The sequence below is a fragment of the Yersinia rochesterensis genome, from assembly GCF_003600645.1.
GTDB lineage: Bacteria > Pseudomonadota > Gammaproteobacteria > Enterobacterales > Enterobacteriaceae > Yersinia > Yersinia rochesterensis.
This window is the reverse complement of sequence record NZ_CP032482.1, coordinates 4,333,171-4,348,442: the sequence shown is the minus strand read 5'-3', so window position 1 is coordinate 4,348,442 and position 15,272 is coordinate 4,333,171. Positions and strand designations below refer to the sequence as shown.

The following is a 15,272-nucleotide window of genomic DNA, read 5'->3' as shown; positions in this document are numbered from 1 at the left end:
GAGGGAAGCGCGAACTGAATTTTAAATTCATACAATGTGACAATGAATGAAGGAGAGACCCATGCAGGTCAGCAGAAGGCAGTTCTTTAAGATCTGCGCTGGCGGTATGGCAGGAACCACGGTCGCGGCACTCGGCTTTACGCCGTCTGTGGCGCTGGCGGAAACGCGCAATTATAAGTTGCTGCGCGCCCGCGAAACGCGGAATACCTGCACATATTGCTCCGTCGGTTGCGGGCTTTTGATGTATAGCCTCGGCGATGGTGCTAAAAACGCCAAAGAGAGTATTTTCCACATTGAAGGGGACCCGGATCATCCGGTAAACCGTGGTGCACTGTGCCCTAAAGGTGCGGGGCTGGTGGATTTCATTCACAGCGAAAGCCGCTTGAAATACCCAGAGTATCGCGCGCCAGGTTCAGATAAATGGCAGCGAATCACTTGGAATGATGCATTTGATCGCATTGCCAAGCTGATGAAAGAAGACCGGGACGCTAATTTCATTAAGACCAACGACGCGGGTGTGACCGTCAACCGTTGGCTGAGTACCGGTATGTTGTGTGCTTCGGCATCCAGCAATGAAACGGGTTATTTGACCCAGAAATTTAGTCGCGCTCTCGGCATGCTTGCCGTAGACAACCAAGCACGTGTCTGACACGGACCAACGGTAGCAAGTCTTGCTCCAACATTTGGTCGCGGTGCGATGACCAACCACTGGGTTGATATCAAGAACGCAGACTTAATTATTGTCATGGGCGGTAATGCGGCAGAAGCGCATCCGGTGGGGTTCCGCTGGGCGATGGAAGCCAAAATCCACAACAATGCCAAGTTGCTGGTGATCGACCCGCGCTTTACACGTACTGCATCGGTGGCTGACTTCTATACGCCAATCCGCTCCGGTAGCGATATCGCGTTCCTGTCCGGCGTGTTGTTGTATCTGATGACCAACAACAAAATTAACCGCGAATACGTCGAGGCCTATACCAACGCCAGCTTGCTGGTGCGGGAAGACTATACTTTCGACGATGGTTTGTTCAGTGGTTATGACGCCGAAAATCGCAAATACGATAAAACCACCTGGAATTACCAGCTGGATGAAAACGGCTTTGCTAAACGTGATGTCACCTTGCAAGACCCGCGCTGTGTGTGGAACTTGCTAAAAGAACACGTCAGCCGTTACACGCCGGATGTGGTTTCCAACATTTGCGGCACACCAAAAGAAGATTTCTTGCAGGTTTGCGAATATCTCGCCGAAACCAGTGTGTCCAATAAAACCGCCACATTCCTGTACGCATTGGGCTGGACACAGCACTCAGTTGGCGCGCAGAACATTCGTACCATGGCGATGATCCAGTTGTTGCTCGGCAATATGGGCATGGCGGGGGGCGGGATTAACGCCTTGCGCGGTCACTCTAATATTCAGGGCTTAACTGACCTGGGTTTGCTGTCGCAAAGCTTACCGGGCTACCTGAACTTACCGTCAGAAAAACAGCTGGATATTGACACTTACCTGAAGGCCAACACGCCGAAAACTCTGTTGCCAGGCCAGGTTAACTACTGGAGCAATTACCCGAAATTCTTCGTCAGCTTGATGAAAAGTTTCTACGGTGACAATGCCCAGAAAGAAAATGGCTGGGGCTACGACTGGTTGCCGAAGTGGGATAAAGGCTACGACGTATTGCAGTATTTCGAGATGATGTCGCAGGGCAAAGTGAATGGCTATATTTGCCAGGGCTTTAACCCGGTTGCTTCATTCCCGAACAAAAACAAAGTGGTAGCGTCACTGTCGAAACTGAAGTTCCTGATAACTATTGACCCGCTCAATACGGAAACCTCGAATTTCTGGCAAAACCACGGCGAATTTAACGATGTCGACCCATCGAAAATTCAAACCGAGGTATTCCGCTTGCCATCCAGTTGTTTTGCTGAAGAAAACGGTTCCATCGTTAACTCCAGCCGCTGGCTGCAATGGCACTGGAAAGGTGCGGATTCACCGGGCGAAGCATTGAACGACGGTGCTATTTTGGCCGGTATCTTTAGCCGTCTACGCGATATGTACCGCCGGGAAGGTGGTGCGGTGCCAGAACAAGTGCTCAATATGACTTGGGATTACCTGACGCCAGATAATCCAGAGCCAGAAGAAGTGGCAATGGAAAGCAATGGGCGAGCGCTGGCGGATCTCACCGATGCAGACGGCAAAGTGTTGGTCAAAAAAGGCGAGCAGCTTAGTACCTTTGCTCACTTGCGCGATGACGGCACCACCGCCAGTGGTTGTTGGATTTTTGCCGGTAGTTGGACACCGGCGGGCAACCAGATGGCACGGCGCGATAATGCTGATCCATCCGGTTTGGGCAATACCTTGGGCTGGGCATGGGCATGGCCGCTCAACCGCCGCATTCTTTACAACCGCGCGTCTGCTGACCCACAGGGTAAACCTTGGGATCCGAAACGCCAGTTGTTGGAGTGGGATGGGGCCAAATGGGGGGGCGTGGATATTCCTGATTACAGCGCCGCCGCACCGGGCAGTGATGTCGGGCCATTTATCATGCAGCCAGAGGGCATGGGTCGCCTGTTTGCCATCGACAAAATGGCGGAAGGGCCATTCCCGGAACATTATGAGCCGTTCGAAACGCCGCTGGGCACCAACCCACTGCATCCGAATGTGATATCCAACCCAGCCGCGCGCGTCTTTAAAGACGATTTGGCTGCTATGGGTTCTCATGAGCAGTTCCCGTATGTCGGCACCACTTATCGTCTGACCGAGCATTTCCACTACTGGACTAAGCATGCGTTGCTCAATGCTATCGCGCAGCCGGAACAGTTTATCGAGATTGGCGAAAAACTGGCGGCGAAAAAAGGCATTAAGCAGGGCGATACCGTGAAAGTCAGTTCCAACCGGGGTTATATCAAAGCCAAGGCGGTAGTGACCAAACGTATTCGTACGCTGAATGTTCATGGGCAAGAAGTTGACACTATTGGTATCCCGATCCACTGGGGCTATGAAGGGGTAGCGAAAAAAGGCTTTATTGCCAACACCCTGACACCCTTTGTCGGTGATGCTAATACACAAACGCCAGAGTTCAAGGCGTTCCTGGTCAACGTGGAAAAGGTGTAACGGAGATAATCTATGTCACTGCAAACTCAAGACATTATCCGGCGCTCCGGCACCAACTCCCTTACGCCGCCGCCGCAAGCTCGTAACCACCAGGAAGAGGTTGCCAAGCTTATCGACGTCACCACCTGTATTGGCTGCAAAGCCTGTCAGGTGGCGTGTTCGGAATGGAACGATATCCGTGATGAAGTGGGCCATAACGTCGGGGTGTACGATAACCCCGCCGATTTGACCGCTAAATCCTGGACGGTGATGCGCTTCTCTGAAGTTGAAGACGAAGATAGCGGCAAGCTGGAGTGGCTCATCCGCAAGGATGGCTGCATGCATTGTGCTGATCCGGGCTGCTTGAAAGCCTGTCCATCAGAGGGTGCAATTATTCAGTATGCGAATGGCATCGTCGATTTCCAATCAGAGCACTGTATCGGCTGCGGCTACTGTATCGCCGGTTGCCCATTTGACGTGCCGCGCATGAATAAAGACGACAATCGGGTGTACAAATGTACTCTGTGCGTCGATCGTGTCGGAGTTGGTCAAGAACCTGCTTGTGTGAAAACTTGCCCGACTGGGGCTATTCACTTTGGTACCAAAGAAGCAATGAAAGAAGTGGCCGCGGGCCGAGTGAGCGAGTTGAAAACGCGTGGCTTTGATAACGCCGGGTTATATGACCCCGCGGGTGTTGGGGGCACCCACGTGATGTATGTTCTGCATCATGCAGATAAACCTCAGCTTTATCATGGCTTGCCGGAGAACCCGACTATCAGCCCGACCATCACTTTCTGGAAAGGCATCTGGAAACCGCTGGCGGCGATCGGCTTTGCTGCGACCTTTGCTGCCAGTATCTTCCATTACGTGGGCGTCGGCCCGAACCGGGTTGAGGAAGAAGAGGACGAAGACGATAAATCAGATTCCACACCTTCCGATACGGCATCCAAGGCTCCTGAGCCAACCACCGCTGAACACTCAGACGACGGGGAGACGCGGAAATGAAAAAAGAAAAGCGGATCCAGCGCTACAGTGCGCCGGAGCGAATCAACCACTGGATAGTGGCCTTTTGTTTTATGCTGGCCGCCATCAGTGGTCTGGGGTTCTTCTTCCCGTCATTTAACTGGCTGATGAATATTTTTGGTTCGCCGCAGTTGGCACGCATCCTTCACCCCTTCGCGGGGGTGATTATGTTCGCCGCCTTCCTGATCATGTTTTTCCGTTACTGGAAACATAACTTGATCAACAAGGAAGACCTCGAGTGGGCTAAAAATATCCATAAAATCGCCATGAATGAGGAAGTGGGTGACACGGGGCGCTATAATTTTGGTCAGAAATGCGTATTCTGGGCTGCTATTATCAGCCTGGTGTTATTGCTGGCCAGTGGCGTAGTGATTTGGCGGCCTTACTTTGCGCCTTCTTTCCCGATCCCGCTGATTCGTTTGGCTCTGCTGGTGCATTCGCTGGCGGCGGTAGGATTGATTATCGTTATAATGGTGCATATTTATGCCGCCCTGTGGGTGAAAGGCACGATTACCGCGATGGTGGAAGGTTGGGTACCGGCAGCATGGGCTAAAAAGCACCATCCGCGTTGGTATCGTGAAGTTAACGCCAAACGGCAGCTTCGGAACAAACAGGAAGAGAAACCCTGATGAGTATTCGCATTGTCCCTAAAGATCAATTAGGAAAACAGAGCGAAAAAGGTACGACGGCGGGGAATATCCCGCCGTTACTTTTCGCGAATTTAAAAAGCCTGTACACCCGGCGCACCGAACGTTTGCAGCAGCTAGCGCTGGATAATCCGCTGGCTGACTATCTGGATTTTGCGGCTAAAATTACGCAAGCGCAGCAAAATGCGCTGCATGACCACCCGCTGGTATTGGACATGCAGGCTGAGTTGGCGCAATCCGCAGCCAGTGGTAAACCGCCGCTGGATTTAAGCGTTTTTCCCCGCACTGACCACTGGCGCAAGCTCTTGTCAGCGCTGATTGCTGAACTGCGCCCTGATGCGCCCGACCATATTGCGGCGGTGCTGGATAATCTGGATAAGGCGTCGGTACATGAGCTGGAGCTGGACGCCGATGCGCTGTTAAACCGCGAATTTGCCAATGTTGGTAGCGAAAAAGCGCCCTTTATCTGGGCGGCGCTATCCTTGTATTGGGCGCAAATGGCCAGCCAAATCCCCGGTAAAGCCCGAGCTGAATATGGTGAACACCGCCAATTCTGCCCGGTGTGCGGCAGTATTCCTGTCTCCAGTGTGGTACACATTGGCACCCACAGCGGCTTGCGTTATTTGCACTGCAATTTGTGTGAAAGCGAGTGGCATGTGGTGCGGATTAAATGCAGTAATTGCGAGCAAACGCGTGATTTGAACTACTGGTCGCTAGACAGTGAATTGGCCGCCGTGAAAGCAGAAAGTTGTGGCGATTGTGGCACTTACCTGAAAATCTTATATCAGGAAAAAGACCCGATGGTCGAAGCGGTGGCGGACGATTTAGCCTCGCTGATCCTCGATGCAAAAATGGAAGGCGAAGGTTTTGCTCGCAGCAGTATTAATCCCTTTATTTTTCCAAGTGAGTAACTTTTTCCGAGTGAATAGGTTTTCTGGGGAATAAGTATCCCGGGGAGTCAGCTTCCCGGTGAGTCATATATAATATTGGTTACAGTATCATTTAATAACCCCGCTGAGTGACTATGAGCGCAGAATCCCATCATCTTTACAGCCAGTTACCCGCCATAGACAGCTTGTTGCGGTCGCCAGAAATGGCCCCTTTACTTGATGAATATGGCGCAGCTCTGTTAACTGAAACCCTGCGTTTGATGCAGGCCGAGGCCCGTGAATATATTGGTCAATTCCATACATTGGCTGATTGGTGCGCAGACTGGCCAGCGGCTTTACGTCAGCGATTAAACCAACGTCAACCCGCATTGAAACCCGTTTTTAACCTCTCCGGCACGGTTTTACACACTAATTTAGGACGAGCCGCTTTAGCGGAATCCGCTATTGCTGCGGTGACTGACGCCATGCGTGGCGCGGTAACTCTCGAATATTCCCTGAGTGGTGCCGGTCGCGGCCATCGTGATCGCGCGGTGGCCGATTTACTCTGCGAACTGACCGGGGCGGAAGATGCTTGCATCGTCAATAATAATGCCGCCGCAGTATTTTTGCTGCTGACGGTCATGGCGGCCGGGAAGCAGGTGGTGGTTTCTCGTGGCGAGTTGGTCGAAATTGGCGGTGCTTTTCGCATTCCGGATGTGATGCGTCAGGCCGGTTGTGACCTGGTTGAAGTCGGCACTACCAACCGCACCCATCTGAAAGATTACCGCCAGGCCATTAATGAACACACTGGCCTGCTGATGAAAGTGCACACCAGCAATTACAGTATTGAGGGTTTTACGGCCTCGGTGGCGGAGCAACAATTGGCAGCTTTGGGGCATGAATTTGCGATTCCGACCGCAACAGATCTGGGCAGCGGTTCGCTGGTGGATATGATCCGCTACGGCTTACCGGCTGAGCCGATGCCACAGCAGTTGATTGCGGCGGGTGTCGATTTAGTGACTTTCTCGGGGGATAAACTGCTTGGCGGCCCACAGGCGGGGATCATTCTCGGTAAAAAACAGTGGATTGAACAATTACAGCAGCATCCGCTCAAGCGGGTATTACGAGCCGATAAAATGACATTAGCCGCGCTAGACGCCACTTTGCGCCTCTATCAGCAGCCCGACCGCTTGAGTGAGTTGTTACCGACCCTGCGGCGACTGACTCGTCCGGCGCAGGATATTGCCGAGAGCGCCCAGCGGGTGTTGGCGGCACTCAATGGCAGCTATGGTGTCGATTTTACATTGGCTGTTGAGCCATGCTGGTCGCAAATTGGCAGTGGTTCATTACCGGTAGGCCGGTTACCCAGTTGGGCGGTAACATTTACGCCTAAAAATGGCAGCGGCAGTGCGCTGGAGGCATTGACGGCACGCTGGCGTAGCTTGGCTAAACCCATTATTGGCCGCGTGGCTGATGGGCGTTTATGGTTGGATTTGCGCTGTCTGGAGGATGAAACGGCGTTGCTCAGGGAGTTGGCACCATGATTATTGCAACCGCGGGACATGTTGACCACGGTAAAACCACGCTTTTACAGGCGATTACCGGGGTCAATGCTGACCGCTTGCCGGAAGAAAAGCAGCGCGGAATGACCATTGACTTGGGCTATGCCTATTGGCCACAACCGGATGACAGCATCATTGGGTTTATTGATATCCCCGGACATGAGAAATTTCTTGCCAATATGTTGGCTGGCGTGGGCGGCATTGATCAAGCTTTGCTGGTGGTGGCGTGTGATGATGGCGTAATGGCGCAAACTCGCGAGCATCTGGCGATTTTACGGCTGACGGGCCACCCGACATTGACGGTCGCGCTGACTAAAGCTGACCGAGCATCTGGCGAGCGGATTGAGCAAGTCCGCCAGCAAGTGATGGCTGAACTGTCAGCTCAAGGCTGGCCAGCAGAGCAAGTCACTCTGTTTGTCACGGCAGCGACAGCCGATTGCGGTATCAGCGAATTGCGCGAGCATCTGGCGCAATGTCATCAGCAAGATGAAAATAATAGCCGGCTACAGCGGCGTTTTAGGCTGGCGATTGACCGCGCATTCAGTGTGAAAGGTGCCGGTTTAGTGGTCACGGGGACGGCGCTGGCGGGCAAAGTGGCGGTGGGCGATACTCTATGGCTCACTGGCAGCGATTGTCCGGTGCGGGTGCGGGGCATCCATGCTCAAAACCAAGATACGCAACAGGCGCAAGTGGGGCAGCGCATTGCGCTGAATATCACCGGCGATATTAGCAAACAACAAATCAATCGCGGCGACTGGCTATTAGGGCAACAGCCACCAGAATCCGTTGATCGGGTTTTGGTTATTGTCGATGCCGATGAACCGATACAGCATTGGCAACCGCTGCATTTGCATCATGCTGCCAGCCATATTACCGGGCGCTTTTCACTGCTGAGCAGCTCTCAGCCGGAGGGCAATAAATCCCAATCGATACTGGCCGAGATATTGCTGGATACCCCCCTATGGCTGGCTGAGAATGACCGGCTAATCCTGCGGGATATTGCCGCGAAAAAGACCTTGGGTGCCGCGCGGGTTCTCCACCTGGCGGTGCCAAAACGAGGTAAGCGGCAACCGGCATTTTTGGCGTGGTTAACCGCGTTAGCGCAAGCGAAGTCAGACAGTGAAGTGCTGGAGCTGCATTTGGCGCAAGGGCCGCTCTCTGTGGGTAAGTTCAGTTGGGCGCGCCAGCTTAGCAGCCATGATATGGCCGCATTATTGGCAGATACTGACTGCGTTATTGCCGGTGATATTGCATTGTCTAGCCCTCATGCCCAACAAGCGCAACAAACCTTATTGCATGTTTTATGCCTTTATCATCAGCAACATAATGATCAGTTAGGGTTAGGTCGGGCGCGTTTGCGGCGCATGGCATTGCCGACACTGGATGAAAATTTAGTGTTTCGTTTGATTGATAATTTGCTAAAACAGGGCGCGCTAAAGAATACTCGCGGTTGGCTGCACCTGCCCGAACATGGATTAGGATTTACTGCGCAAGAACAAGCACGATGGCAGCAAGTTTCCCACTATTTTGTTGATTTACCATGGTGGGTACGTGATTTAGCCGCAGAGTTGGCAATGGATGAAGGCGAAATGCGCAACTTATTACGCAAGGCCGCGCAGCTGGGCTACATCACGGCAATTGTTCCCGACCGCTATTATCTGAGCCAGCGTATTGAGCAGTTTGCTGATTTAATTCGTGAGCTGGATGCCAGCCAAGGCAGTACCAGTGCAGCAGATTTTCGCGATAGACTGGGTATCGGTCGCAAATTGGCGATTCAAATTCTTGAATTCTTTGACCGCAGTGGCTTCACCCGCCGCCGGGGCAATGACCATTTCCTGCGCGACAGCGGGCTGTTTTCTTCTGGGAATTGACTCTCTCATTTATCTAACATCTCTTAACATGAGCTATGGTTAAAATACATCACAAAGAATGTAATTGAGCTGATATGAGAACATTGACAGAGATTGCAGAGGAAATAAAAGGTATCCGTCAGCAGCAGAAACTCAAACAATCTGATATGCGGCTGGTTAATGGCATGACGCAACAACAGGTTTCTAAGTTTGAAAAAGGCGGAGATATCAATCTTTCCACTCTGCTGCGTATTCTGGATGGTTTTAATTTGGAAATGGTCTTCGTGACGCGTGAACAAGCTCGGGAATTGCGCCAAGGGCTGAACTCGATAAGCATGGCAGAGATTGAAAAGAACGGCGAGCATAGCAACCCATAGCAGCAGAAATATAAACATCTGGAGGATTAATTGATGCGCCAACAGGTTGAGAGAGTTGAAGGGCTGGCACTGTTTCTGGGAGAGGTTCGCATCGGGGTGTCGGTTCACTATACCCGATATTAAATTGGTATCCAGAGAGCAGATTGATTATTTACCTGACATCCAATTACCGCCGGGTGAGCATATTTATCTGATCCGACGTTTTGATCGCACAGTGCAGGGGCGAGTACATACTGAAGACTTTGCACAAATATTTAATGTGTACCCCGACAAAAAATACCAAGGTAATAATTATGAACAAATTGCTGGTATTTTGCATGACAACGGCGGTGGATTAGCTGATATTCAACGAATGGCCTGCCGATTGTTGGCTAACATCATGTTGGCTAATGGTGATGCTCATCTTAAAAATTGGACCGTCATCTACCCTGATGGTCGCCACGCAACACTCTCTCCAGCCTATGATATTGTTTTTACTAAAGCCTATATTCCGCATGAGTCTGAGTTGGCGTTGAATATGGCGAGAGAAAAACGCTGGTATTCAATGAGTTTGGCGACGTTCAAAATATGGAGTGAACGCATCGGAGTATCCTATCCTGCGATAAAAAACCATCTGGAAGACGCGGTACAAACAGCCCGTCGCGACTGGCCTGATATGTTGGCTACATTACCGATGAATGAAGAACATAAGATTATGTTACGTGCACATTGGTCGCAGTTACACACTGATTTCGACTATAAACATGTTGGGGAGTTTATTCCCCAACACAAAATAGACTACTCCGCGACCACTGTATCCGGCTGACGGCGGATAAAAATCATCACCAAGCCCAGCCATAGCAGGCCACTGATGAGATTGAACAGATTAAATATTCCACTGTTGCCCCACAAATAGGCCACTTTGGCGAACTCAATTCCCAAGGTGAAGACCATCATACAGATCATCCCCATGGCAGCCGACACCGTGCCTTTACTGATATCGCTGGAGAATAGGGTTAGGCGCACCAAACCGGCGTTTGCCAGGCCGATACCAAAAGCATAAAGACTCAATCCCGCCGTCATCCACAAATAAGCATGGGATGAATAGAGGGTAGAGCCGGCGGCAATCATTAGGCCAATAATCATCGGGCCTGCGCCATAGCGGATAAGCTGTGGAATTGAGGTTTTGCCGCTCAGTCTCGCCAGTGCCAGGTTACCGATAATCAGTGCGCCGAAAATGGGCACCTGCAAAACGCCATATTCCACAGTAGATAATTTTTCACCACTGATCAGAATCACTGGCGATTGTGCAATCCATGCCAGCAGGGGCAAACTGGCAAAACCCAATGCCAGGGATCCGCACAGAAAACGGCGGTTGGCGAGCACTTGCTTATAATCGTGCCACATCGCCCCTACTGACAGTTTCTCCCCTTTGCGCGAGGCGGTTTCTGGCATTGCGCGCCACAATCCGGCAAATGAAATGGCACCCAGCACTGCGAATATCACAAACATGGATTGCCACGGGGCGACATGTATCAAGGCGGCACCGGCCAAGGGGCCGAGCAGCGGAGCAATTAACGCCACATTTGCCATCAGCGCGGTGATTTTAATACAGACCGCTTCTTCAAATGACTCCTGAATAGTGGCGTAGCCGACAGCGCCGATAAAGCACAAGCCGATCCCTTGCAGGAAGCGCATGGCGATAAACTGTTCAATTGACGTGACCAATAATATGGCAAGGCACGTCACCACAAAGAATGCGACGCCAACCAGCATCACCGGGCGACGTCCACGGCGATCCGATAATGGCCCCAGCAACCATTGCAGAAACATCCCGCCAGCCAGATAAGCGGTCATGGAGGTCGGAACCCACTCAATGCTGGCATTAAAATCGGCAACCACCGCCAGCATACCGGGCTGAATCATATCGTTGGCGATATAGGTGGTAAATTCGAATAATACCAAACACAGGGGAAATAAAAGCGCCCGTCGACCTAAACGCGTCGCGGGTGAAAATGAAGTTTGCATAAGTTAAGCTATTAATAATAAACATAAAAAATGGAGGCACTCAGATAAAGTATAGCATCTGAGTGTATTAGGGCGGTTATTTTGCCGTCAATATAACGTTTTAGCAACAATAACCCTTTGTAGATTTTGGGTAATGCCTTTGTCCTTGACGCAGTTTCATTTACTTTGGGTATAAGTTGAATTTACGTTATTGTTTGCAACCTGATTATTGATGCCCTAAATAACTAGGCGCTTCTAAGTATAAAAATAGGTGATTGAGAGTATGCATGACCAATAAGATAGGGTGGATTGATAACTTGCGGGCCGTCGCCTGCATTATGGTGGTCATGATCCATGCCACGACTTATTACGTCACCAGTGGTGCGCAGGTGGGAGAAATGAATTGGGACATTGCCAATCTGCTGAATTCGGCCTCCCGAGCTTGTGTGCCTTTGTTCTTTATGATCTCCGGTTATCTATTTTTTGGTGAAAAAAGCGCACAGAAAAAGCATTTTACCCGCATTGGGCTGTGTTTATTGTTCTACAGTTTGATTGCACTGATTTATATTTCGACGCTGACTCCCATCAATGGTTGGGCGGCGCTGAACAATATCCTGCAAAAACCGGTGTTTTATCATTTATGGTTTTTCTACGCCATTATCGTGGTTTACCTGGTTTCACCGCTGATTAATGTTAAACCGGTATCAGGCCGCTATCTGGCGGTGGTCATTCTGTTGCTAGCGGTGGTGGCTAACCCGCAGACCAGCCAATACACCTTTGACCACTTCCATTTATTGCCAATCAATCTCTATATCTACGGCGATACCTTCTATTACTTGTTGTATGCGTTGCTGGGGCGGGCCATTGGCATGCTTGATACGCGGGGACGGGCCATCAGTTGGGGCGCTGCATTGTTGTTTATTATGAGCGTGATATTTATTGCTGTCTCAACGGAGAAACAGACGCGAATCAATGGCAGCTTTGCGGATACATTCTATATGTACTGCGGCCCGTTAGTTTTTGTTGCGGCGGTATCACTGCTGGTATGGTTTAAAAATTGTCTGAATCAGCCCATTGCCTGGTTGAGTTGGCTTGCCGGGCATTCGCTAGCGATTTACGGTTTCCATGCGCTTATTATTCATTTTATCCGCACCCATCATTATGATTTTACTGGCTATCCGGTGTTGGATATTTTCTATGTCTTCGCGTTAGCGCTGGCGCTGAGTACCTTACTATCCATGGGATTACAGCGCATTGACCGGCGGCGATTAGTCAGTTAGCTGTGGCCTGCCCGCGCTGTTGTGCGCGTCGAAGCTGGCGAGTGGAGGAGAAACCCGCCGCCAGTGCCGCTTTCTCCAGATTAAACCCCTCTTGCAGGCGGACTTCAGCCACGGCGACCCGTAGTTGCTCGTGAAACTCTCGCACACTGATCCCGACATGTTCGCGGAATAACCGGGTTAAATGACGGCTGCTGACATGGGCTTTCTGCGCGACCTGAAGCAGCGACCACTCCGCTTGGGGGGCTGCGGACATCACATCCTGCGCTCGATGTACCGCCGGATGGAGATGGTTGCGGTAACGTAACCACGGCGACAGTTGGGGGTCATCACCGGAACGGCGGAAATAAACCACCATCTCACGGGCCACTTCCAGCGCGGTTTGCGGGCTGCAATAGCGGCTAATCAGATGCAACGAGAGATCAATGCCGGCGGTAATCCCTGCGCTGGTGTAGACCCCGCGATCTTCCACAAAAATACGATTTTCTTTGGTTTGGGCCGCCGGAGCCTGTTGGCGCAGCCGTTCAAGCACATGGTGATGAGTCGTGCACTGGTAGCCATCCAGTAGCCCGGCTTGGGCGGCTAACAACGCCCCAGAACAGACACAAACCAGCGTCGTCTTTTGCTGTGTAATGGCGGCTTTTTGCTGTTGTAGCCAGTGGCGAGCTATTGCTGCAGTTTCGGTCGCAAAATAGTGGTGCGAATCGCTCACACCCGGCACCACCAGTAAACTGCCTTCCGGTAAGCTGTCTGGCAGTGGCTGCAACTGGCCCAACATCATCTCCGTGGAGGACATCACTTCTGGTAACGGGCTGATATAAAACAACTTAAATGCCCCCGCCAGCCGTAGTGTTTCAGCGGGGCCGGTTAAATCCAGCGATAACACGCCGGGCAGCAAGAGAAAATAGACATTTCGTTGCATTATTAATCTACAGTTACCGATTGATTTATCCCCTTTTGGCGATAGGGGATATCAGGTGCTTTGGTTGAATATCATTTATTGCATGATTCATCCAGGGCATGCAATGTTTCTGCTACGGTACGAACCGCGGCAAACCGGTCGATGAGCACGGTTTCGGTGCGTAATTTTAATTCAGCACTACTCAAGACAATGCCATTAGGCTGAGTCATAGGGAATGTCAATGTGGCATCCGTGACAAAAGTGACTTGATAACCCAAATCTGACGCCACGCGCGCTGTGGTTTCACAACATTGTTCAGTGCGCATGCCAGCAATAATCAGGTGATTTATTTGCCGCTCTTTAAGCCATTGATCCAGCCCTGAGTCGGTCAGTGCATTATGCACCCGTTTATGCACGGTGACATCCGCTTGATGGGATACCAGCGACATGGGCTTCACATAGCCAGAAGCCAATGAAAACGGGCCATCAGGAGCAACATGGAAGACATCCACTAGTGCAATGTCCCGCTGTTTACAGCCCGCAATCAGTTGGTTCAGCGCTATAGAGAAAGCGGGTAAGTCTTCTTGCTGCCAAAAAGATTTATGTTCGAAAGATTGTTGAACATCAATGATCAGTAATGCGCTGTTAGTCATTTCCGGCCCTCCACCATATGGGTATGGCTCCATTATTAGTGGGTTTTAGGCTGAACGGAATGCCAAATCCGGCCATCATAGGGGATAAAAGGGACCAGATTTCACTTCCGCTCCAGTAGATTAAAAAGTTAATAAGAAAAATATTCATTAAAATAGTTTATTGGCCGAAAACACTGATTAAGGAAAAACGTTATTCACGGCAAGACGATATACATTGGAATGGAATAAACCATGAAAGACCTTAATAACGCGATGTTGATAAAGAAAAGCTATCAGTTAAATAACGTCCTGATGGGAATAGCGCTTTTGCTTGGCACGGGAGTGAGTCAGGCGGCAATCAATCTGGATAGAACGCGGATTATTTTCAATAGTGCGGACACATCAGCCAGCATTGTTTTGCAAAATAAAAGCGAGAAATCGCCTTATTTGGCGCAAGCTTGGTTAGAAAATACAGCCGGACAAAAAGTGGAAAGCCCATTATCTGTGTTGCCCCCGATACAGCGGATTGATGCGGGTCAAAAAACCTTAGTACGCATTATCTCGCTACCGGATGTGGAACAGTTAGCCACTGACCGTGAAACTTTGTTCTATTTTAATGTACGGGAAATACCGACGAAGAGTGAAGTAACTGATGCGGTACAAATAGCAATCCAAAGCAAAATAAAATTATTTTATCGGCCAGCGGCGATTAAAGCGGATAATAAGAGTGTCTGGCAGGAGAAATTGCAGTTCAGCCAGCAAAGAGAAATTCTTAAAATTCATAATCCTACGCCGTATTACGTCACGCTAGGGCATTTAAATCAGGATAATCGCGGTAATTTCCCCGGTTTTGACAGTGTCATGATTGCGCCATTTAACACTGAGTCCATCAAGACTCCCGGATATAGTGGCGACCATTATAGCATCGGCTATATAGATGATTTTGGTCAGATGATCATTCGTCATGTTAACTGCTCGATAGGTCATTGCCAGATTCAGGCTGTGGAAAAGAAATAATTCTCTCCACAACCTGTGGTGCCTTATAGCCTGCACTTTAGCT

At 50.6% G+C, this 15,272-nt stretch carries 13 protein-coding genes; 10 read left to right on the top strand and 3 right to left on the bottom strand.

Annotation, left to right across the window (positions count from 1 at the left end):
* Positions 1-61: 61 nt before the first annotated feature.
* The 8 genes from fdnG (at position 62) to DXZ79_RS20125 (ending at position 10,221) form a co-directional block, all read left to right on the top strand.
* Positions 62-3,109: a formate dehydrogenase-N subunit alpha gene (fdnG, locus tag DXZ79_RS20160; protein ID WP_120011581.1), complete on the top strand. Its 3,048-nt coding sequence runs from the start codon at positions 62-64 to the stop codon at positions 3,107-3,109.
* A gap of 12 nt (positions 3,110-3,121) precedes the next feature.
* Complete coding sequence (fdxH, locus tag DXZ79_RS20155; RefSeq protein ID WP_038637573.1) at positions 3,122-4,093, top strand: formate dehydrogenase subunit beta; 972 nt, start codon at positions 3,122-3,124, stop codon at positions 4,091-4,093.
* Positions 4,090-4,740 (top strand): formate dehydrogenase cytochrome b556 subunit, encoded by a 651-nt coding sequence (fdoI, locus tag DXZ79_RS20150; RefSeq protein ID WP_038637569.1) that lies wholly within the window; start codon positions 4,090-4,092, stop codon positions 4,738-4,740. The genes fdxH and fdoI overlap by 4 nt, the downstream gene beginning before the upstream one ends.
* Positions 4,740-5,669 (top strand): formate dehydrogenase accessory protein FdhE, encoded by a 930-nt coding sequence (fdhE, locus tag DXZ79_RS20145; protein ID WP_038637566.1) that lies wholly within the window; start codon positions 4,740-4,742, stop codon positions 5,667-5,669. The genes fdoI and fdhE overlap by 1 nt, the downstream gene beginning before the upstream one ends.
* A gap of 113 nt (positions 5,670-5,782) precedes the next feature.
* A complete protein-coding gene (gene selA, locus DXZ79_RS20140) occupies positions 5,783-7,171 on the top strand; it encodes an L-seryl-tRNA(Sec) selenium transferase (protein WP_038637564.1) in 1,389 nt (462 codons plus the stop codon).
* A complete protein-coding gene (selB, locus tag DXZ79_RS20135; protein WP_038637562.1) occupies positions 7,168-9,060 on the top strand; it encodes a selenocysteine-specific translation elongation factor in 1,893 nt (630 codons plus the stop codon). The genes selA and selB overlap by 4 nt, the downstream gene beginning before the upstream one ends.
* Positions 9,061-9,134: 74 nt before the next feature.
* The gene (locus tag DXZ79_RS20130; protein ID WP_038637558.1) at positions 9,135-9,416 is read left to right on the top strand and encodes a helix-turn-helix domain-containing protein; all 282 of its coding nucleotides are present in this window, start codon (positions 9,135-9,137) and stop codon (positions 9,414-9,416) included.
* Positions 9,417-9,540: 124 nt separating this feature from the next.
* Positions 9,541-10,221, top strand: a complete 681-nt coding sequence (locus DXZ79_RS20125; protein ID WP_244942302.1) for a type II toxin-antitoxin system HipA family toxin — start codon at positions 9,541-9,543, stop codon at positions 10,219-10,221.
* Here the strand turns inward: DXZ79_RS20125 and DXZ79_RS20120 are convergent.
* Positions 10,194-11,423: an MFS transporter gene (locus DXZ79_RS20120; protein WP_120011580.1), complete on the bottom strand. Its 1,230-nt coding sequence runs from the start codon at positions 11,421-11,423 to the stop codon at positions 10,194-10,196. The two genes, DXZ79_RS20125 and DXZ79_RS20120, sit on opposite strands and share 28 nt — an antisense overlap.
* 266 nt (positions 11,424-11,689) lie before the next feature.
* Here DXZ79_RS20120 and DXZ79_RS20115 point away from each other — a divergent pair, with 266 nt between their 5' ends.
* Positions 11,690-12,682 carry an acyltransferase gene (locus tag DXZ79_RS20115; RefSeq protein ID WP_038637553.1) on the top strand — a complete coding sequence of 331 codons (993 nt, stop codon included), beginning with the start codon at positions 11,690-11,692 and terminating at the stop codon, positions 12,680-12,682.
* On the opposite strand, the gene DXZ79_RS20110 is transcribed toward DXZ79_RS20115, so the two are convergent.
* Both DXZ79_RS20110 and DXZ79_RS20105 read right to left on the bottom strand, forming a co-directional pair.
* Complete coding sequence (locus DXZ79_RS20110; protein ID WP_050291879.1) at positions 12,675-13,601, bottom strand: GlxA family transcriptional regulator; 927 nt, start codon at positions 13,599-13,601, stop codon at positions 12,675-12,677. The genes DXZ79_RS20115 and DXZ79_RS20110 overlap by 8 nt on opposite strands.
* A gap of 71 nt (positions 13,602-13,672) precedes the next feature.
* On the bottom strand, positions 13,673-14,233 hold the full coding sequence (locus DXZ79_RS20105; RefSeq protein WP_038637547.1) for a cysteine hydrolase family protein: 561 nt from the start codon (positions 14,231-14,233) through the stop codon (positions 13,673-13,675).
* A gap of 231 nt (positions 14,234-14,464) precedes the next feature.
* On the opposite strand from DXZ79_RS20105, the gene DXZ79_RS20100 reads away from it, so the two are divergent.
* Positions 14,465-15,229: a fimbrial biogenesis chaperone gene (locus tag DXZ79_RS20100; RefSeq protein WP_038637543.1), complete on the top strand. Its 765-nt coding sequence runs from the start codon at positions 14,465-14,467 to the stop codon at positions 15,227-15,229.
* Positions 15,230-15,272 lie beyond the last annotated feature (43 nt).